This is a genomic window from Bacillus sp. Root131, assembly GCF_001429475.1.
GTDB lineage: Bacteria > Bacillota > Bacilli > Bacillales > Bacillaceae_G > Bacillus_A > Bacillus_A thuringiensis_S.
The window spans coordinates 14,813-35,329 of sequence record NZ_LMJQ01000006.1 but is presented as its reverse complement, the minus strand read 5'-3'; the positions used below and the strand labels follow the sequence as shown (position 1 = coordinate 35,329).

Sequence of the window (20,517 nt, the reverse complement as noted above, 5' to 3'; positions counted from 1 at the left end):
CCAAATAAACCCTGCATGATTCATGCAAGGTTTATCGTTTTATACACAATATATTTCATCATTGTTGAGATATACTAGCATCGCTTTCAATTCGATTTTCTTTTTGACTCAGTTTTTTATCTTTAGATTTTTTTAATGTTAAAGTCATGCCAATAAAAATAAAAAGAATTCCTGTTATTTTCATTAAAGTTGGACGGAATCCAGTAAGTACAGTATCTAATAATATTGCCACTGCCGGATCTAAAAAAACTAATATTGAGATTGTTTTTGTAGATAAATGGCGTAAACTATCAAAAAACAGATAATACACTATCCCAGTGTGAATAAAACCAGTAGCTATAATATATGTCCAATTACTTTGAGTGAGGCCACTAAAAGCATCTAAATCTATAAATGGTATTAAAAGAAATATCCCCAAGAATGTTTGTAAAAATGTCATTGCATACGCACTCATTTTGTTAATCCCTTTACCAAATAAAGTTGTAAATGCATAAAAGAGAGCTGCAAGAAATCCCCATATCATACCTGAAGACATTAATGAGCCTACAGAGAAGCTTCCATCGATACCAGCAATTAATAAAGCTCCCACAAAACACACAATTATTGAAATGATAGATATTAATGTTAATTTTTCTTTAAAGACGATACTTCCAATTAACAGTACAATTACTGGTGCAAGATGATAAACTGAGATAGCAATTGTAACTGACATATTTTCAAAGGCTTTAAATAAGAAAACCCAATTAAATACTAAGAAAAAGCCACATATTAAAACTTGAATAACTTCTTTTCGTTCCCATTTATCTTGTTTATATTGCCCTGTAAGCAACCAGCATACACTTAAAAATATTGTCGCAAAAATACACCTTACAAACACTAATTCAAACGAAGGCAAGTTTGTTTGAACAGAAAAAAATCCAACTGATCCAAAGATAACCATTGATGCTATCATCTTTAAGGCCGGTACCGTTTTCTCTTGCTTAAAACTTTTTTGAAACAAATTAATCCCCCTCCAATAAAAAAATCTGTTTATAGTGAGAAAAACACCAGCCTAAAAAAGGACAGGTGCTTTTCCTCAAAAACACTCAACTACAAGTTTTTCCCAGCAGTCCAACCACCATCAATTACAAAATTAGAACCAGTAATAAAGCGGGCCTGATCAGAAATCAAGTACTCAATACATGAAACAATATCCTGCGGCAATCCCCAAGTATCTAAAGATTGATTACTTTTTATCATAGACATCAATGCTTTATTACTAAAGTATTCTTCTGTAAGTTCAGTTCTAATAACACCGGGAGAAATGCTATTTACCCTTATATTTTGCTTCCCAAATTCCATAGCCATCTGTTTAGTCAATCCGATTAAGGCATGCTTTGATGCCACATAAGCAGCTCGCTCTGGTTCAGCCATTAATCCAGAAACCGATGCTATATTCACAATACAACCTTTTATTTTCGATTCACACCATCGCTTCGCTACTTCCCTAGAAAGTATAAATGGGGCTACTAAATTTACATCAATTACTTTTTTAAACATGTCATCGGATAAATTTAAAACAGGTGTTATCTCTCGAATACCAGCAGCATTTATTAATATATCAGGAGAAAGCTTTTCTAAATCTAATTGAGTAAAAAGATTACGAATCGCTTCACTATTACTTAAATCAATTTGCACTACTTTCAAAGGCATATCTGTTTTCATATAATCTATTAAATTATTATTATTAATATCAAGAGCTATTACATGAAAGGATTTTTCTAAAAAGTATTTTATACAAGCATGACCTATACCGCTATTGGCTCCAGAAATCATAATTATTTTATTCTCTCTCATTTTGTCTCCTTATAAGAAAATGTTACTAATAAAATATCACGAAAAGCTTCAGTACTACATTCTGTTCCAAGTGGCGTTACGGCATGGAAAACCTTTTGTCCAAATACTAAAGTTTCTAAAGGCTCCTTCAAACTTATAAACTGATTAATTTCCCTTGGAGAATTAGCTATTAAATTATCTCCGCCAATAGCTGTATTACTTAAATTCATAAGGTGTAAAAACACTACTGGTTCATCATCTTTATGTAACCAAATAGGTGAACTAAAAGATGGTCTTTCTTTAGTAGCTTTATATCTTACTTGATGTAAACCTATAATTAAATCTTTACTTGTATCTATTATATTTGTTTTAAATGCAAATTCAGTATCGAAACGCACGATATTTTGAATTAAAGGATTATATAAAAAACTATCATTTATGCTATGGAACTGTCTAACTTTACCGCCATCATCATAGTTATATTCTTTAGATTGGAAGTAATCATTACTATTATCTAAAATATAATCTGGTGAATCAACATACTTTATATACCTTGAATAAGATCTAGCACGGCATTCACCGTACGCATCATCTTCCAAATTATAATAATCTAACTGTGCTTGTGTTAATAAACGATGATTCTCTTCCTCTTGTAAAAAGATTTCATTTGAGATTTCAAGGAATCCCTTAGATTCAAATTCATGTACCTTTTCTTCTATGCTAAAGCCACTCATTTTACTAAGAACAAACGTCATTATAAAAACCTCCACACTATTGTATTTTTCTTTCTCACCCTATGTTAGAAATGCAATAAGTAACCGAGATTCTTGCTTAATAAAATTAAAAATTATGATATTCAATTAATACACCAAATGAAATATATGTAATCCATTAAAACTATTTCTTAAGCAATATTATATATCCTCTTGGTTATTTTTTCTAATTATCTGAAGATTTTTCAACATTAGTCTTAATATTCAAAATTAAAGAAATGTATTTTTCAGAAAGAGAAAACTGCGAGTATTGCAATTATTTATGTATATAACTTTTTTTAAAATTATATTTTAAATATAACTAGTTTTTTATAATTTTTTTGATATAATTACATACGGGAAACGGGAAGAATTTTGTCTTCCCAAGTGTTTTTATTTGCATCTAGTTCTTTTGCTAGATGCCTTTTTTTATGTTAAAAAAGGTATCCTCAAATACTTTGAGGATACCTTTTCACTTTTATTATCTCTGCTGTTTTCTACCTAATACGAGTAATCCAAAACTCATCATTACAAGAAGTGCTCCCATATATGGTTCCACAGGCATTTTCTGCCCTGTCTTTGGTAATTCTTTTTCCGGTTTTTCTGGACCCGGTGTTCCAGGATTTTCTGGACCTGGTGTTCCAGGTTTTTCTGGATTCGGTGTTCCAGGTTTCTCTGGATCTGGTGTTCCAGGTTTCTCTGGATCTGGTGTTCCAGGTTTCTCTGGATCTGGTGTTCCAGGCTTTTCTGGATCTGGTGTTTCTGGAACTGGTGGTGCTAAATGATTCAATTTGTTTAATACTTCTAATTGAACTGCATTTATCATTCCATTTGTAATTTCAAATGGAATTGGATTAGTTAATTTTTCATATCCTTTTGGTGCTTCTACTTCTACTAGTGTGTAGTTACCTACAGATAAATCTGCGATTTTTGCCTTTCCATCTTTATCTGTTGTTACTTTCACTACTACTTTTCCCGCTTCATCATGAACTTCAAACACAGCTCCTGATAAGACTTCCTTGCTTTCAGCAGCCATTTTTGTAATCTCCACTGAACCTTTGTCTAACTGTTCATTCTCTACTTTCAATGATAAGACTTTCGTCATACCTTTTTTAATTTCGAATGATACTGGTTCCGTTAACTTCTTATAACCTGGTAAGCTCTTCGTCTCTACTAATTTATATTTTCCTACTGATAGATCTGAAACATTTGCTTTTCCTTCTTCATCTGTCGTTATTTCAGTTACTATTTTGCCTTGCTCATCTTGTACTTCGAAGACTACGGCTTCTAATGCTTTTTGGCTATCTTTATCTACTTTTGTTACTTCTACATTTCCCTTGTCTAACATTTCATTTTCTACTGTTAAAGCAAGAGATTTTGTCATACCCTTTTCAATTTGGAAAGTAATTGGATCTACTAATTGTTTATATCCTTTTGGTGCTTTTACTTCTACTAACTTGTATGTGCCAACTGATAAATTAGTGACTTGTGCTTGTCCTTTTTTATCTGTCGTTATTTTAGCGACTACTTGTCCTGCTTCATCTTGAATCTCAAATACTGCATCAGCTAAAGCATCTTTATTTTCTTTATCTACTTTTGTAATTTCTACATTTCCTACATCCACTAATTCATTTTCTACATTCAATTGTAATGCTGTAACTCTACCTTTTTCAATTTCGAATGAAACTGGCTTTTCTAGTGGTTTGTATCCTACCGGTGTTTCTACTTCTACTAACTCATACTTTCCAATAGATAAATCTGAAACTGTTGCTGTTCCTTCTTTATCTGTCGTTACTTTCGCAACTACTTTTCCTTTTGAGTCACGTACTTCAAATACAACATTTTCTAATGGTGCTTTACTGTCTTTATCTATTTTTGTGATTTCTACATTCCCCGTATCTACCATTTCATTTTCTACAGTGAACGTTAAAGATTTTGTCATACCTTTTGTAATTTCAAATGGTACAGGCTTTTCTAATTTTTTGTAGCCTGGTAAACTATCTACTTCTACTAGCTTGTACTTTCCTACTGATAAATCTGAAACTGTTGCTGTTCCAGCTTTATCTGTCGTTACTTTCGTTACTACCTTGCCTTTGTCGTCTTGAACTTCAAAGACTACCCCTGCTAACGGTGCCTTATTATCTTTATCTATTTTTGTAATTTCTACATTTCCCGTATCTACCATTTCATTTTCTATTTTTAATGATAGAACTTCTGTCATTCCTTTTTTGATTTCAAACGATACTGGTTCTGTTAATTGTTTGTAACCTGGTAAGCTTTCTTTCTCTACTAATTTGTACTTTCCTACAGATAAGTCTGAGATTTTTGCTTTACCATTTTTATCTGTTTTTACTTCCGTTACTACTTTGCCTTTTTCATCTTGCACTTCGAAGACTACATCTTCTAATACTTTTTTACTATCTTTATCTACTTTTGTAATTTCTACTGAACCTTTATCTACTAGTTCATTCTCTACTTTTAATGATAAGACTTCTATCATACCTTTTTTGATTTCGAATGATACTGGCTTCGCTAGTTTTTTATATCCTGGTAAGCTTTCTACTTCTACTAGCTTATATTTTCCTACTGATAAATCTGAAATTGTTGCTTTTCCATCTTTATCTGTTTTTACTTTCGTTACTACTTTGCCTTTTTCATCTTGCACTTCGAATGTTACGCCTTCTAATAACGCGCCACTTTCTTTGTCTACTTTTGTAATCTCTACTGAACCTTTATCTAACAGTTCGTTCTCTACTTTCAATGATAAAACTTTCGTCATACCTTTTTTGATTTCGAATAATACTGGTTCTGTTAATTTTTTGTAACCTGGTAAGCTTTCTTTTTCTACTAATTTATACTTTCCTACTGATAAATCTGAAATTGTTGCTTTTCCTTCTTTATCTGTCGTTACTTCTGTTACTACTTTGCCTTTGTCGTCTTGAACTTCGAAGACTACGCCTTCTAATAATTTTTGACTATCTTTATCTACCTTTGTAATTTCTACATTTCCCTTGTCTAACATTTCGTTTTCTACTGTTAAAGCAAGAGATTTTGTCATGCCTTTTTCAATTTGGAAAATAATCGAATCTACTAATTGTTTATATCCTTTTGGTGCTTTTACTTCTACTAACTTGTATGTGCCGACTGATAAATTAGTAACTTGTGCTTGTCCTTTTTTATCTGTCGTTATTTTAGCGACTACTTGTCCTGCTTCATCTTGAATTTCAAAGACTGCATCAGCTAAAACATCTTTATTTTCTTTATCTACTTTTGTAATTTCTACATTTCCTGTATCTACTAATTCATTTTCTACTGTTAGCTTTAATGCTGTTACTCTACCCTTTTCAATGTCGAATGAAATTGGCTTTTCTAGTGGTTTGTATCCTGCCGGTGTTTCTACTTCCACCAACTCATACTTCCCAATAGGTAAATCTGAAACGTTTGCTTTTCCTTCTTTATCCGTCGTTACTTTCGTAACTACTTTTCCTTTTGAATCACGTACTTCAAATACAACATTTTCTAATGGAGCTTTACTATCTTTATCTATTTTTGTTATCTCTACATTCCCTGTATCCACCATTTCATTTTCTACTTTTAATGATAGAACCTCGGTCATGCCTTTTTTGATTTCAAATGATACTGGTTTTTCTAGCTTTTTATAACCAGGTAAACTTTCTACCTCTACTAATTCATACTTTCCTACAGGTAAATCTGAAACATTTGCTTTTCCATCTTTATCTGTCGTTACTTTTGTAACTTCATTCCCCTTTTCATCTTGGACGATGAATGTTACTCCCGCTAACGGTGCTTTATTATCTTTATCTATCTTTGTTATCTCTACATTTCCCGTATCTACCATTTCATTTTCTATTTTTAATGATAGAACTTCAGTCATGCCTTTTTTGATTTCAAATAATACTGGATCTGTTAGTTTCTTATAGCCTGGTAAACTTTCTTTCTCTACTAATTTGTACTTTCCTACTGATAGATCTGAGATTTTTGCTTTACCATCTTTATCTGTTTTTACTTCCTTTACTACTGTTCCAGCTTCATCTTGCACTTCAAAGACTACGCCTTTTAATGCTTTTTTGTTGTCTTTATCTACTTTTGTAATTTCTACTGAACCTTTATCTAACTGTTCATTTTCTACTTTCAATGATAGGACTGTTGTCATACCTTTTGTAATTTCGAATGATACTGGTTCTGTTAGCTTTTTGTAGCCAGGTAAACTTTTCGTCTCTACTAATTTGTACTTTCCTACTGATAAATCTGAGATTTTTGCTTTACCATCTTTATCTGTTTTTACTTCTGTTACTACTTTTCCTTGCTCATCTTGCACTTCGAAGACTACGCCTTCTAATACTTTTTGACTATCTTTATCTATTTTTGTAATTTCTACTGAGCCTTTGTCTAACTGCTCATTTTCTACTTTTATTGATAAAGCTTTTGTCATACCTTTTGTAATTTCAAATAGTACTGGTTCTGCTAGATTTTTGTAACCTGGTAAGCTTTTCGTCTCTACTAATTTGTACTTTCCTACTGATAGATCTGAAACGTTTGCTTTTCCATCTTTATCTGTTACTACTTTTCTTACTACGCCATCTTTCTCATCTTGGACTTCAAATTCGACACCGGCTAATACTGCCCCGTTTTCTTTGTCCACTTTTGTAATTTCTATATTCCCTTTGTCTACCATTGCATTTTCCACTTGTATTGGGAATATGCCGTCCCCTGTTACATTTACTTCCAACTCTGTTTCTTTTAATTGGTAGCCTTCAGGTGCTTTTGTTTCTTTTAAAATATATTTTCCTGGTGCTAACGGTTTAGAGATTGCCTTACCATCTTTATCTGTAACAATATGTTCGACTACTACACCGTCTTTTACTATATCAAACTCTGCATTTTCCAATGGTTTTTCACCATTTTCCGAATCAATTTTCTTTACTTCAATTTGACCCTTTTGCATAGTATTTTTAATTTCAATTGTTTTTGTTTCTCCAGCTTGAAGTGTAACCTCTACTGGGCTTGTTAATTTTTGATATCCTTCTGGTGCTACTGTTTCATAAACTTTATACGTCCCAGGAGCTAAAGTTTGAGGTACTGAAAAACCTTTTTCGTCCGTTTTTAGTTTTGCAACAACTTCATTTGCACTATTTCGAACTTCAAATTCGGCACCTTTTAACCCTTTATTCGGATTCTCAGAATCTGTTTTATGAATCAGTACTGTACCATCTTTTGGAGCTTCAGGCGGCGTAATAGTTACTTCTTTTGATGTTAATGTTTTATCATCAAAATGCAATTCCGCTTTATTAGGAATCTTCTTATCTACGTAAGAAGATAAGTCTGCATTATTTTTTATTTTCGCCTTGATACTGAGATTGATTATCTGGTCTTCATATGACTTATAGTCAAAACTCTCACCAAACGTAAATGTTACTTCACTTCTTTGTTTATCTATATTTAACGTTCCTTTAGAAGTAATATCTTGGCCATTTTGATCATACACTTTTGCCTCTAATACTTCTAAAACATCTTCTAAATCATCACTAATTACCATAGATGTGTATTTAGGAGGATCGTTCGGTATATGTGTACCAACTTGGTATTGAATAACTTGATCCATTTGTGTTAACTGCTCATTCTCTACAAGCTTGCCATTCTCATCAACTATATTTTTTTCAATGCTAGGTGGATTATTGTCACCTGAACCGGATCCTCCTCCACCACTTACAAATACTTGTCCTACTTTTTCTTCAGTTTTAATATTTTTACCTTCTAATTTCACAGTATTTTTATGAGGCTTTGCAGCAGGATTTGTAACCTTTGTTTTATATCTTAAAATATAACCTTTTGAACTGTCTGGAAACTCAATTGTAAATCCAGTCTTCGTTGCATTTATTTTAATGTTAGATAAATCTGCTGGCTTAATATTTGTTGGTGCATAACCATCTTCAAATACAGCCTCTTCTAATACTACGCTGTCTGTAATTAACTCATGCCCAGGTCCTAATGTATCTGTTAATTTAAGATCTTGCATTTCTGTTCCAGTTGCATTTACGTATACAAGCCAATCAGCAATTGAAGGATCTTCTTGATTATAAGAACCCCATTTCAATAAATTTTCCGTATTGGGCTGTGGCTTCGGTCTCTCTGTCGTATTATTTACACTTACTTCTTTATTGACGATTTGACCATCAACGTTAAATTCTAATGGAATTTCTTTAACACCATCATATGCTTCTAGACCAAAGTAGAATTCTACGAATAAAGAGCCTTTAATGTTATTCTTTCCTTCTACGTAATCACCCATAGTACACGTTAATAGACCCTTTTTCATCTCACATGTACCAACTGTTTTTCCTTCAGCATCTTTTAAAGGAAAACTCATATTCATAAGGTCTTTTCGAAACTCTTTTGGCATATCAATTGTGAATTGATCTCCACTTTTTATTTTTTCTTTAGCTGACCACTTCACTTCTACTTTCATACCATCTGAGGCTTGATACGGTTCAGATGTCGTGCCATCAGTACGGGAAATATTAATTTCGTCCACTGGACTTTTCATCACAGCAGCTTGAATAACTGGAGCCCACACATTCAGCACTGAAAATAATACTAGAAAAACTAATGAAACCATTGAAATATGCCTTTTAGTACTTTTCATTTGCATAGTTCCCTCCTATTTTTTTATATTTATATAACAAAAAAAGACCGTCCGGTTGCATCAAAAATGTGCAACCAGACGATCTTAGTAACCAATATGTATTACCGTAGACTCTAAGCTTTGCGGCCTATCCTTTCGAATAGTGTGCTAAAAATATCTTTTATTCTTTTTTTGTTTCATTTTCCTCTTAAACCAAATATTACTATACCGTCTGGACGGTTATAATTCAATACTCTATAAAATTGTTCTATTTTTCTAATAAAAAAAACAATTCACCACTACATTAAATAAGTAATGGTGAATTGTTTTCGTATTATATAGTTCGTATATTCTATTTATATGAATTATCAATAAGAGCTTGAATCACTTTTTCTCTTAACTCGGGGCTTAGTCTGCCAACCCCTAAATATTCCGAATACCATAATCCATCTGCTGCTAATCTAATAATTGTTGCACAAACTGAATCTATCTCATCGTTTTCTATATTCTTTTGCAGTTGCTGAAATGATTGTTGTAATGGCTCAAGTAATTCAGGTTTTAACATGAATGCTGCCATCATACTACTAGACAACTCTTCTGTTCTTCTCTCATTACTTAATCTTTCCTCTACAAAAGAGCGAACCCATCTCCCTTTCCTCTCTGAGTCTTCCGCTACTTTATTGTAAATAGCGCCCTCATAATCCTCTATCCCTCTGACTATCATACCTTCTATTAAAGCTTCTTTATTTGCAAAGTGATACAATAATCCACCTTTACTTACACCCGCCTCTTTTGCCACTGCTTCTAAGGTTAATTTAGCAACCCCTTTACATTGCACAATTTGAGAAGCGGCCGCCAAAATCTTTTGCCGCGTTATGCTGATACTCATTCCTTTTTAAAACCCCATTTCTACTAAATTTATATAAATACGAATCTTATTTTTAATATTGTTGATTACTACTAAGTATTTTCTTTATACAACAAAAGCTTCATTACCTTTGAATTTTTAGTTACTTATTCTATTAAAAATTTCCATATCATTCAATATGATAACATTAAATACACAAAGTCGACTATACATCTATACTTTTGTATTCATTCCTAATATATCCATCAATAAAATTTACCGATTAGTCCTTCTTATTACTTTATAAGACGGCAGTAATTCTTTCAGCATTAAATAAAAAATGTTATTACTCCCATCGAATCGAGTAATAACATTTTACTTAACAAATTCGCGGCCAACTAGCATCCTTCACATCTTCACTAGTCGGTTTTCTAACTGATCCAATAAAGTGAAACTTTATATCCGCAACATGGACAGGTGTATTTCATTTTGTCACTCCATTATTAACTTGTTTTCCCATATATTCCGACTCACAAAGAATGTAACAGCACAAATCATAGTTATCCCTATGAAAAATGTATTAGAATCTTCATATGTAGTTGGAATGCCTACCGTTACGAAAACAATACTAAAAGCTAAAAATAGATATAATAATAAAGATATAATATAGCTTAGTTTAAATCGTAAAATGATACCTCTAAACAATAGCTCACCAAGTAGACAGCCACCTAAAATAATAGGTACTCCGAAATACAATGTAAGGACTCCCATTTGCGCAGTAGATTGAATTATCTTTCCAATTATGTTCGGCGAAACCAGCTCACTATCGTTTCCCATCCTATCATATAAATCAAGTGCTGTTGCTGAAATAAAGAAACTTAATATAGAAAATGAATACGGTATTAAAAATTTGCTCACTCTCATTCACCTCGCTTTTTTCTTTACATATATTATTCATTATTTCCTATCATTTTTACATAAAAAAATAACCCTCTATGATAAAACATAGAGGGAAGCATTTCTATATAAAAATCTATACCTTATCCTGAAGTGAATCCCGAAAATAGGACAAATATCAAAACACCTAAACCATCTGCTATCTGCTCCCTACATTCTTTAGGGTAGATAGTTTATATGTTTTATTAGAAAGTAGTGCTCTCTTTTTTATAATATTCTTTTGAAATCTCTTCATAAAATGCTGCCGATGTCGAGTAGAAATAAGGTACTAACCATAAGAAACCGATTCCTATAGTAAGAATACTTAATATGAACCAGCCTAAGAAACTTAAGCATAGTAAAAAGTAATCCATTTTATGTCCATTCATCATATGACGACTCTCAGTAATCGCTTGATTCGCTGTATATTCTGGATGATCATTCAAAATAAAATATGTCATAGAATAAGAAAATGATTTAATAATACCTGGAATAATAAGAAGTAATGTCCATAGAGTCAAGTATACATACATTAGTAAATATGTTAAAAACGACTTCATCAACTTACTTCCATCGCTAAACCATCTAAATATATGACCAATGCGAGCATCAGTCCTACGAATTGCATTTAAAACAAGATAATAGGCACCTATTGTTAATGGACCAATAACAAGCATTACAATAATACTTACTGTGAGTGAATCACTTGCTTCTTCCCAACCCCAAAATATCGAAAAAATACCTGTGGTTAGCATTTCAACAGCTCCAATAAGGATTCCAATTAATAAAGTTGCCCCTACCGCTAATCCCCATCTTCCTTTTAATGCATCAAGTGCTTCTCTTTTCAACTGACTTATCATATATAACCTCCTAATACTATTTATATTTTAGTATACCATTTATATCAAAAATTCCACAGATTCCTCTAAAATAGAAGAATATTACCTTTTTTCATACATATTAATACATGTGTGCTGTAGTTGTACTGCTCTATCACTTAAACCACTCATTTCCTTATAACAAAAAAAGCCTGCCCTTCATAATAGGCAAGCTTTCTCAAATTATTCCTCCCTCATTCTCTTCTTATACCAATCCTGCATTCTCTCCGCGTCTTCTACTCTCGTATGCTCTATTTTATAACTAGATGATGCACTAGAAAACTTATACGTACATAAATCCGCGCGGCGCTGGAAATATGATTGTGTCTTCTCCATTGATTGGACGTGTCTTCTTCTAATAAGTCCTGTGTATTTTCCGACGCTACGATAGACAAGTGTAATTTGTTCTCCGTTAACACTGTAACCATTTGTTTTAAATGTTGCGTATCCAAGTGTAAAGATAAGGATTGCGAGCGGAATTAATGCCCACATGATGAAGTGCTTTTCAGAGTATATACTTATTCCAAGAAGCGGGATTGCTAGCATTGCGAAGAAGATAAAACTATCAATGAGATAGCGGCGCAATGCTGCTTTTGGTAATGCAATAATGTTTGCATTCAGTTCGTATGGTAATTGTAAATGGGCGAGTAACTGTTGCACTCGATTTTTTCGAATGATAGGATGCAGTGTAACTTTTTCTTCTTTTCCCTCACTTTGAATGACTTCTACTTGCACAGCACAATAACCGAATGGTTGGCGTAAAATACTTTCTTTTATCGTAATACCTTGAATACGATGCAATTTTAGTACGAGCTCTTTTTTCTCAAGTAATCCTTGTGAAATGCGAACTTCGTCATTTCTTCGATTCACTGTGAAATCGCCATGTTTTAACGCGTAACCGATTGTAGATATAATCCAAGAAAGAACGAGTAAAATGGCTACCATGAAAATCCAGCCATATATATCATGTTCCATTACATACGACTTTACGCCATTCTCTATCCATTTCGGAATGTACTCATCTACTTGGTGATAAACGAAAAAGATTAAAGAGAATAATAGTCCAAATTGACCAGATGTAACAGATGCTAATAAAATCTCTTTCCAAGTTAATTTATATTCTGTCGTTTGTTTTTCCTCTGTAACAATTGCTTTTTCTACTACATTTTCTGTTGCTTCGTCTAACGTTCCTTCTGCTTTCACTTCTGGAGTTGGCTCATTTAGCAAAGCAATAAGCTCCGCCGCTTCTTCTGCCGTAATACCAGCTAAGCTAACTTCTGCTTCATCGCCCCCACCAGCTGTTTCAATCTGAATTTTTTTCAAACCGAGCATTTGATATAGTACGTTAGAACTTGTATTAATCGTTTGAACACGTTCTTTATTTAAGTAGCTCTCCTTTTTCACGAAGAGACCTTTTTTCACATGTAATACGTTATTTTCAACCCAATATGTTGTGTAATACCATTTTTCAAATGCTGAAAAAACGGTGAGTAAACCAAATGCTGCGGGAATTAAATACCAAAACGGGAATTTTCCGTTTAAGCTAAACATGAAAATAATGAGTGGTATAAAATCTGTTATTTTCAATTCTAATAACATCGTGATTGGATGCTGCCTCTTATACATCCTCATCACTCACTTTCGCTAATTCTGCGATTTTCGTTTTCAACATTTCTGCTTCATACATCGTTAAGCCTGGAATGCTGTGAGAAGTTGCTGCTGTTGAAATGTGTAATTCTGCTAATCCGTATTTTCTCATAATTGGTCCTTGTTCAATCGTAACGTGCTGCACACGAATCATCGGTACTAATACGCGCTTTACGACGAAAAGACCATGCTGAATTTCAAGTTCTTCTTCATTTAGTTGGTAGCTGTAATAACGTTGACGTAGTTTCGGGAATAAGAAGTACGAAAATGGCGCGAACACAACTGTTAGCCCAATCATCACATACAAAATCCACGCCCACCAATCAAACTTTATCATGAGGAAAAGGTAAGCTAAAATGACGAGTATACCGATCCCTTCTTCAATTACAGCACGAATTTTCCACACTTTGACCATGTCAGGGTTAATTTCATTTTTCAATGGATCCATGTAACCACTCCAAATCTAGTAATCTAATATACGAATACTCTTAATCTATATTTTACATAACTTTACAGAAAATTAAAATTTAATCTTCTTTCCTCTCTGGAATAAAATATCCGAACCAAAGTAGCCAAATAAAACCGATTAACTTCATCCAACTTCCATCTGCTTGAAAAGCCTCTATCATGCCTGGAATTTTATAAACTCCAATGAATCCAAGAAAACCGAGCCACCAGTTTTTTTGCATTTTCATTTTTACTCCTCCTTCATGACGCTTTTCACATTTCGAATCCAAATTTCTTTATATTTTAACTGAAATCCCATGAGCATATAATTGCTCATATTATCGATCACAAGCGCTAGCGTATGAGCGTTTTCTTCCGTTGCATGTTGTGACACAACGCCCAGTCTCGCGCCTTGCTTCAATAAATCGTGGAAACCATGTAAGAAATCCTCTTGTATTTCAAATAATCGTTTCTGATACTTTTCATTTCGCGATGCAGTTACGATAAATTCATTGATAACGCGTAGTATTCCTTCTTGCCCTTCATACTCAGAGAGCATATGTAAACCATCTGCGATTAGCTTTTCTGCAAAATTTTCTTTCGTATACTGCTCTTTATCGAAGTAATTTGCAAAATGATAATCAGAAAAAATCTCTTCAAATAAAAAATCGACTAACGCTTCTTTAGAAGAAAAATGATAATAAATAGCCGGTTTTGAAATACCTACCTCTTTCGCAATCATGGAAAGGCTCATCTTCTCAATGCCGTGCTCTGCCATGAGTTTAAATGATGCCTCGACAATGTTTTGCGATGTTTGTAAATTCTTTGTCATACTGTACCTCACTTATTTTTACTTACCGGTCGGTAAATAAATTATAAAATGAAACTGAATAATTTGCAAGTTAATAAGAGTTTACACAGGAAGTTCTTGATAAAGTGAAACTTTAATCAGCCTTCATAAACAGCGGGATAAAGGCGGCGATGAGGCTGGTCACGATAATAAAAGCGGATTTCCATCCATTATTGTGCTCTTTATCATATTGATTGTAGTCGGAGTTGGCTATAGCGAAATTAACTTCTAAAAAAAGCATCCTAAATCACACATTTAGGATGCTTTTTTTTACTTTCTATTTAGCAATCGCATACGATAACAATTCATTGTCACTTCTCCAAGTCTTTGCAGCAATTGATAGTTCGCATATGCGCCTACCGGGGCACCGATTACTGGTACGAGCTGAAGCATTTTCGCTAAATCGATATAGTCTCGGTATTCTGTTTGGAACTTTTCCCAGTCCATATGATTTTCTTTTTCTGTATCCCACGTTTCAATTGCTTTCCATATTTCTTTTCTGTGATTGTCACTTGAAAAGGCGAGTTGGAAAACGTGAAGAATAAAAAGACGCTCTTCTTGTTTACTTGTATCAAATCCATACAACGTTGCTGCATCGAATAAAAATTTAATTTTAATCGTAAGTAAAAGCGGAAAGTCAGCAAGACCGAGTAAAATACCACCAGCCCCCGTCCCTGCTCCTTCTGCCGCAGCTATTTTTTTGTACTCATCCATTTTTTTACGCACTTCGTCATCACGTCTTTGCAGTGACCATGTCGTCTCTTTTAGCTTCGGCTTTATAAAGTTTGATCCGGCGCTGATCGTTTGCACCATCATCCGAATCGTTTCTGTTAAGACTTTTTGCACTTTCGCCGGAATAAGCTGTTGTACTTTCGTCTGCACTTTCTTTGAGAACCGTGTCATCATAGAAGAATCTTTCATGAATGTAGCTTTCCACTGCTCCAGTTCTTTTATAACCTTTTCTTCATATGTAATCATAGGTTCATTCCCTTCAATTTAAACGTTCAATGCGCTTCGCACCGTATTGGTAAACGAAACCGATACTAAATAATATGCTTACGACAAGTAAAATTCCTGTCATCATGAAATCTTTCGTTGCTAGTGCAAATATAACTGTAAAGATTACGCTCCCGATGATTAGAATCACATTTAATAAAGTAAGAAAATCTTTCTTCTTTTCATCTACCTTTACTGGATACAAATCAAGCCAAATTTTCATGCGGTGATGTTTCCATAAAGTTAATAGCTGATAGCCAATTAAGTATAGGAAAATAAAACTTACGATAAATCGCCCGTATAAAAATGGAATGAAGTAAAGAATAACTCCTCCAAGAGCGAGCAGACGCACATATAATCCAAAATAGTTACCTGATCTTAAAAACGTTCTCGTATATAAGTATAAATATGTGCGCTTTTCGCCGATTATCGACAGAATGAAATCCAGCCATTTTCGGCGAGATACTCTTTCTTTTAATGCTGGTACATCAACGAACATATTTGCAATTCGGTACAGCAGCATCATTTTCTTACCTTCTTCAGAAATTAAATACTCCCAGTTTAGCGGCTTTCCTTTTACCATTTGATGCATGATAGCAAGATATAACACCATGAGCAGAACGATTCCGCCAATAACAAGAACTGAAGTACGTTCTACAAGGAAATATACAAATAAACCGTTTAAGATAAAACGAATAAACCAATCAACTCTTTGTATATTTTGATCTGTTAAAAATGATTTTTCCCACGCGACGAATAAATTCCACGCTTTTACAATGACAAATGCGAGGACAATCCATATGTAGCCAGCACCGGTTTGCTTCATTTGTTGGAAGTATAACGGAGCAAGCGCAGCTGCTACGATTGCGATTATGTATAACTGAATCATAAATGTAAAAAGAAATGCCTTGGTGAAGTAAGGTTTTAACTTTTCTTCAACTGGCAGTAAGTAAACGAGATCCGCTTCTTTTAATAACGTTTGAATGGATCCAGCTGTTAACACGAGTCCAATTAATACTGCCATTATGAGCGCAGTTGGAAAGGAAGATGTTAACGTTTGTAACCATTGCTGGTAATAATACGCTCCCGCACCGATGATGAACACGAAAATAAATTTCAAATGATCATTAAATACGTATTTACTATATGTACGAACTTCTTTTAGAAAGTGACGAAATCGTTCTTTCCATAACGCTGTGCTATTCATAATCTTCTTCCTTTGTTAGCGCGATGTAAATATCATCTAACGTTGCACCTGGCATATTAAACTGTGATTGCAGTTCAGCTAATGTTCCCTTCGCTCTTACTTCACCTTGATGCAGAATAATGAACGAATCACAATAACGCTCTGCCGTCGCTAAAATATGTGTGCTCATTAAAATACCGGCTCCACTCTTTTTCATTTGATCCATCATTTGAAGAAGAGATTGAATTGCTAACGGATCTAATCCAACGAAAGGTTCGTCTACTATGTAAAGAGATGGCTCAACTAAAAACGCGCTCATAATCATTACTTTTTGTTTCATCCCTTTTGAGAAATGAGATGGAAACCATTTTAAACGATTTTTCATTCGAAATTCATGTAATAGTTGTCCTACACGTTCTTCATATTGTTTTTCATCGACGCCGTACGCCATCGCTGTTAATTTCAAATGCTCTTCTAACGTTAATTCATCATATAATACCGGCGTTTCTGGAATGAATGAAAAGCTAGAACGGTACGCTGTCATATCATCACGAATTGTTTTCCCATTAATTGTGACAGTTCCTTTTTTCGGTTCCATTAAACCGATAATATGTTTAATCGTCGTACTTTTACCAGCTCCATTTAAACCGATTAAGCCGACAAGTTCGCCTTTATTAACAGAGAACGAAACGTCTTTTAATACAGGTCGTTTCGTATATCCTCCTGTAACATTTTCTACACGCAATAACTCGCTCATACGACACCACTTTCTTCATTAGTATTCATTCTATATTCATCTTACCAAAAATTATGCTGTACTACATAGTATCCATGTACTCAAAAAAAAATTTAAATTTATTAGCATATATTTTCCCGAAAGCGGACATCATAATTATTGAAGAAGGAACACATTGAAAAAGCAACCACCAATTGATGAGTACAACAACATAGTGAAGTCATCATGAAATGGGGTGTCCATGTTGGACAATGAAATTTACACATAACCAGATTATTTGTTTCATTTTCGAAACGGGGTGTCTCCGAAAGAGCATATACTGTTTTAAAAAATAAACAATTTCCTTTTATGAAAGATTGCAATTCATTTCACTTGAAAATGGGGTGTCTACGGCAGAAACTTTAGCCGATTTACCGTGCATTTCTTAAATAAATGAGGTGTCTGCGAAACGTAAATTACGATAATGCTTTTTCAATCCCTCTTCAGAAAACAGGAAGCTGAGTCAGCTTCCTGTTTTTCGTGTTTGTTCTCTTATGTAATTATGGTAAAATACGGCTAAGGATATTTGAAAGGATGAGATCAATGAATCATACAGCAGACAATTGTATTTTTTGTAAAATCATTGACGGGCAAATCCCTTGCTCAAAAGTATACGAAGATGAACATGTGCTTGCATTTTTAGATATTAGTCAAGTAACAAAAGGACATACTCTTGTTATTCCGAAAGTTCACAAACAAGACATTTTTGCGTTAACGCCAGAAATCGCATCACACATTTTTTCTGTCGTTCCAAAAATCGCAAATGCGATTAAAGCAGAGTTTAATCCAGTTGGCTTTAACCTACTTAACAATAACGGTGAAAAAGCTGGACAAACTGTGTTCCACTTCCACCTTCATTTAATTCCACGCTACGGTGAAAAAGATGGTTTCGGTGCTGTTTGGAAATCACACCAAAATGAATACACTATGGAAAATTTACAAAACATCGCAAGTACAATTGCAAATAGTGTGAAATAATGACACTATAAGAAGGCGTAATACATAACAAGCCACTTCCCTGAAGTCATCAAATTCCGCATGGCTTGTTTCTTCACTTAAAATGCTCAGGGATGATTGTTTGTGCATAGCACATATAAGAAAGATATGCATATTGTTTTACATCATGAATACGAACAAAAAATAAGGAGGTCTCCTTTTATGTCAAAAGCTAAATCCTTTATTACAGGTGTTATTTGCGGGGGAGCAGTTGCTGGACTAGCCGTTCTTTTCTCAACTCCTTCTTCTGGTAAAGACATGCGCGGCAAGTTAAAAGAAAAAGGAAATGATATTAAAAAGACTTTAGCTGATATTACAGCTGATACGAAATTATTAAAGCGTCAAATTGTTGAAACTGCTTCAGAAGGTAAAGAAGTGTTTCAAGAACTAAAAGATGACATGCAAGACACGCTTTCTAACTGGAAACAAGATCTTTCTCAAAACAAGCGCCATATTGAGAAAGAAATTTTGGACATCCAAAAGTCAATTGAGAAACTACAAGAAGCTGTTCCAGAAAAAGCGTAAACAAATTCCTGCTTAGTTTTTTGCATATAACAAATATTTTTTATATAAATTGACCTTGACACGGCATATCGTATAGATATGCCGTGTTTTTATGCATTTACAATATATGTTATCAATTAACATGTAAGGACAACGCATGTATTCACGACTCATAAAACGCTTCCATAGTTATGCATGATTTGTATAGAATGTCATTTTGTTAAAAAATTTTCACAATTCTCACAAAAAGACTTTATTAATTTTTATTTTACTGGCATAATAGATAGTAATGAAAAAAGAATGTTAAAGTGGGTGAGTACATGAAAAGTGGAGAAAAAGATTACTCGGTAAAAGAAGCGATGATTTTCAGCCAACGCATTGCTCAATTATCGAAAGCGTTATGGAAATGTGTAGAGAAAGATTGGCAGCAGTGGATTAAACCTTACGATTTAAATATTAATGAACATCATATTTTAACAATCGCTTATCATTTAAAAGGGGCTTCTATTTCTGAGATTGCTAAGTTTGGAGTTATGCACGTATCAACGGCGTTTAACTTCTCTAAAAAGCTTGAAGAACGCGGCTATCTTGTATTCTCAAAAAAGGAAGATGATAAACGAAATACGTACATTGAAATTACAGACAAAGGGGAAGAATTACTACTTCGCTTAATGGAGGAGTATGATCCTGAAAATAATTCAGTGTTTAATGGGGCTCTTGCACTTCGTAATTTTTATGGGAAGTTCCCAGAAAATATCGAACTGATTGCAATCCTGCGTAATATTTACGGACAAGACTTCATCGATATTTTTGAGAAATCATTAGAAGATATTGAAGAGAACTTTACAGAATCCGATCAAAAGTTAGTTAAGAAATAATCTATTTATTTTTTCGCAATCATGCTTAAGAATTCATTCATAAGCGGCTTAAATAAACCTTGTTTTGCTAGCGCTTCCGCAGTTTCGTTTACTTCGAGCTGATGTGGAAGCGCTTTTTCAAATTGATCTAACAGCGCATCGAACAAAAGAAGCCCTTCTGCTTTCTCCACTACATATTGCTCGTTCAGTTTTTCACAAAGATTTAGTATACGTTCAATATCTTTTTTACGAGCTTTTTTCTTTATGATCAAAGAATAAAATGGACACTTCTCTTCATCAATCATTTTAAATAGTAGGTCTACGTAGTATTCAGCTTGTTCTAATCTTCTAACAACGTCCATTTTCTCCCTCACTTTCTAACACAAAG

The 20,517-nt window shown here is 33.7% G+C and carries 19 protein-coding genes and 1 riboswitch; of the genes, 4 read left to right on the top strand and 15 right to left on the bottom strand.

Going from position 1 to position 20,517, the window contains the following annotated elements:
• Nucleotides 1-58: 58 nt before the first annotated feature.
• The 11 genes from ASE54_RS17560 to ASE54_RS17515 form a co-directional block, all read right to left on the bottom strand.
• Entirely contained in the window at nucleotides 59-1,000 is a 942-nt protein-coding gene (locus ASE54_RS17560; RefSeq protein ID WP_000486851.1) for a DMT family transporter, read from the bottom strand.
• 89 nt (nucleotides 1,001-1,089) lie between these two features.
• On the bottom strand, nucleotides 1,090-1,836 hold the full coding sequence (locus ASE54_RS17555; RefSeq protein ID WP_001208945.1) for an SDR family oxidoreductase: 747 nt from the start codon (nucleotides 1,834-1,836) through the stop codon (nucleotides 1,090-1,092).
• Complete coding sequence (locus ASE54_RS17550; RefSeq protein WP_000144818.1) at nucleotides 1,833-2,570, bottom strand: 2OG-Fe dioxygenase family protein; 738 nt, start codon at nucleotides 2,568-2,570, stop codon at nucleotides 1,833-1,835. Before ASE54_RS17550 ends, ASE54_RS17555 begins: the two co-directional genes overlap by 4 nt.
• Nucleotides 2,571-3,048: 478 nt before the next feature.
• On the bottom strand, nucleotides 3,049-9,237 hold the full coding sequence (locus tag ASE54_RS17545) for a SpaA isopeptide-forming pilin-related protein (protein WP_001178127.1): 6,189 nt from the start codon (nucleotides 9,235-9,237) through the stop codon (nucleotides 3,049-3,051).
• Nucleotides 9,238-9,297: 60 nt separating this feature from the next.
• Nucleotides 9,298-9,390, bottom strand: a riboswitch (cyclic di-GMP riboswitch).
• A 172-nt stretch (nucleotides 9,391-9,562) separates the two neighbouring features.
• Nucleotides 9,563-10,099 carry a TetR/AcrR family transcriptional regulator gene (locus ASE54_RS17540; protein WP_000028014.1) on the bottom strand — a complete coding sequence of 179 codons (537 nt, stop codon included), beginning with the start codon at nucleotides 10,097-10,099 and terminating at the stop codon, nucleotides 9,563-9,565.
• A 450-nt stretch (nucleotides 10,100-10,549) separates the two neighbouring features.
• Nucleotides 10,550-10,975 (bottom strand): hypothetical protein, encoded by a 426-nt coding sequence (locus ASE54_RS17535; protein ID WP_002083032.1) that lies wholly within the window; start codon nucleotides 10,973-10,975, stop codon nucleotides 10,550-10,552.
• Nucleotides 10,976-11,199: 224 nt separating this feature from the next.
• A complete protein-coding gene (locus ASE54_RS17530; RefSeq protein ID WP_000625404.1) occupies nucleotides 11,200-11,853 on the bottom strand; it encodes a DUF975 family protein in 654 nt (217 codons plus the stop codon).
• 201 nt (nucleotides 11,854-12,054) lie between these two features.
• Complete coding sequence (locus ASE54_RS17525) at nucleotides 12,055-13,497, bottom strand: PH domain-containing protein (protein WP_000278212.1); 1,443 nt, start codon at nucleotides 13,495-13,497, stop codon at nucleotides 12,055-12,057.
• Complete coding sequence (locus ASE54_RS17520) at nucleotides 13,490-13,966, bottom strand: PH domain-containing protein (RefSeq protein ID WP_000371368.1); 477 nt, start codon at nucleotides 13,964-13,966, stop codon at nucleotides 13,490-13,492. Before ASE54_RS17520 ends, ASE54_RS17525 begins: the two co-directional genes overlap by 8 nt.
• A gap of 79 nt (nucleotides 13,967-14,045) precedes the next feature.
• Nucleotides 14,046-14,213: a hypothetical protein gene (locus ASE54_RS36395; protein ID WP_000783816.1), complete on the bottom strand. Its 168-nt coding sequence runs from the start codon at nucleotides 14,211-14,213 to the stop codon at nucleotides 14,046-14,048.
• A gap of 2 nt (nucleotides 14,214-14,215) precedes the next feature.
• Nucleotides 14,216-14,797: a TetR/AcrR family transcriptional regulator gene (locus ASE54_RS17515; protein WP_000164836.1), complete on the bottom strand. Its 582-nt coding sequence runs from the start codon at nucleotides 14,795-14,797 to the stop codon at nucleotides 14,216-14,218.
• A gap of 115 nt (nucleotides 14,798-14,912) precedes the next feature.
• Between ASE54_RS17515 and ASE54_RS35850 the strand changes: the two genes are divergently transcribed.
• A complete protein-coding gene (locus ASE54_RS35850) occupies nucleotides 14,913-15,047 on the top strand; it encodes a YjcZ family sporulation protein (protein ID WP_102981857.1) in 135 nt (44 codons plus the stop codon).
• Between the two features lie 38 nt (nucleotides 15,048-15,085).
• On the opposite strand, the gene ecsC is transcribed toward ASE54_RS35850, so the two are convergent.
• Genes ecsC through ecsA form a run of 3 tightly spaced genes read right to left on the bottom strand, consistent with a single transcriptional unit; the run spans nucleotide 15,086 to nucleotide 17,754 of the window.
• Nucleotides 15,086-15,793 (bottom strand): ecs operon protein EcsC, encoded by a 708-nt coding sequence (gene ecsC / locus ASE54_RS17510; RefSeq protein WP_000634144.1) that lies wholly within the window; start codon nucleotides 15,791-15,793, stop codon nucleotides 15,086-15,088.
• A 13-nt stretch (nucleotides 15,794-15,806) separates the two neighbouring features.
• Nucleotides 15,807-17,018, bottom strand: coding sequence for an ABC transporter permease EcsB (gene ecsB, locus ASE54_RS17505; protein ID WP_001089120.1), 1,212 nt, complete (start codon nucleotides 17,016-17,018; stop codon nucleotides 15,807-15,809).
• Nucleotides 17,011-17,754 (bottom strand): ABC transporter ATP-binding protein EcsA, encoded by a 744-nt coding sequence (gene ecsA, locus ASE54_RS17500; protein ID WP_001292597.1) that lies wholly within the window; start codon nucleotides 17,752-17,754, stop codon nucleotides 17,011-17,013. The genes ecsB and ecsA overlap by 8 nt, the downstream gene beginning before the upstream one ends.
• A 561-nt stretch (nucleotides 17,755-18,315) precedes the next feature.
• Here ecsA and ASE54_RS17495 point away from each other — a divergent pair.
• The 3 genes from ASE54_RS17495 to ASE54_RS17485 all read left to right on the top strand — a co-directional run bounded on the left by ASE54_RS17495 (nucleotide 18,316) and on the right by ASE54_RS17485 (nucleotide 20,150).
• Nucleotides 18,316-18,750: an HIT family protein gene (locus tag ASE54_RS17495; protein ID WP_001016835.1), complete on the top strand. Its 435-nt coding sequence runs from the start codon at nucleotides 18,316-18,318 to the stop codon at nucleotides 18,748-18,750.
• Between the two features lie 180 nt (nucleotides 18,751-18,930).
• The gene (locus tag ASE54_RS17490; protein WP_000030303.1) at nucleotides 18,931-19,293 is read left to right on the top strand and encodes a YtxH domain-containing protein; all 363 of its coding nucleotides are present in this window, start codon (nucleotides 18,931-18,933) and stop codon (nucleotides 19,291-19,293) included.
• A gap of 299 nt (nucleotides 19,294-19,592) precedes the next feature.
• Nucleotides 19,593-20,150, top strand: a complete 558-nt coding sequence (locus ASE54_RS17485; protein WP_000834924.1) for an HTH-type transcriptional regulator Hpr — start codon at nucleotides 19,593-19,595, stop codon at nucleotides 20,148-20,150.
• Nucleotides 20,151-20,155: 5 nt separating this feature from the next.
• Here the strand turns inward: ASE54_RS17485 and ASE54_RS17480 are convergent, their stop codons facing one another.
• The gene (locus tag ASE54_RS17480) at nucleotides 20,156-20,491 is read right to left on the bottom strand and encodes a DUF1878 family protein (protein WP_000383656.1); all 336 of its coding nucleotides are present in this window, start codon (nucleotides 20,489-20,491) and stop codon (nucleotides 20,156-20,158) included.
• Between the last annotated feature and the right edge of the window lie 26 nt (nucleotides 20,492-20,517).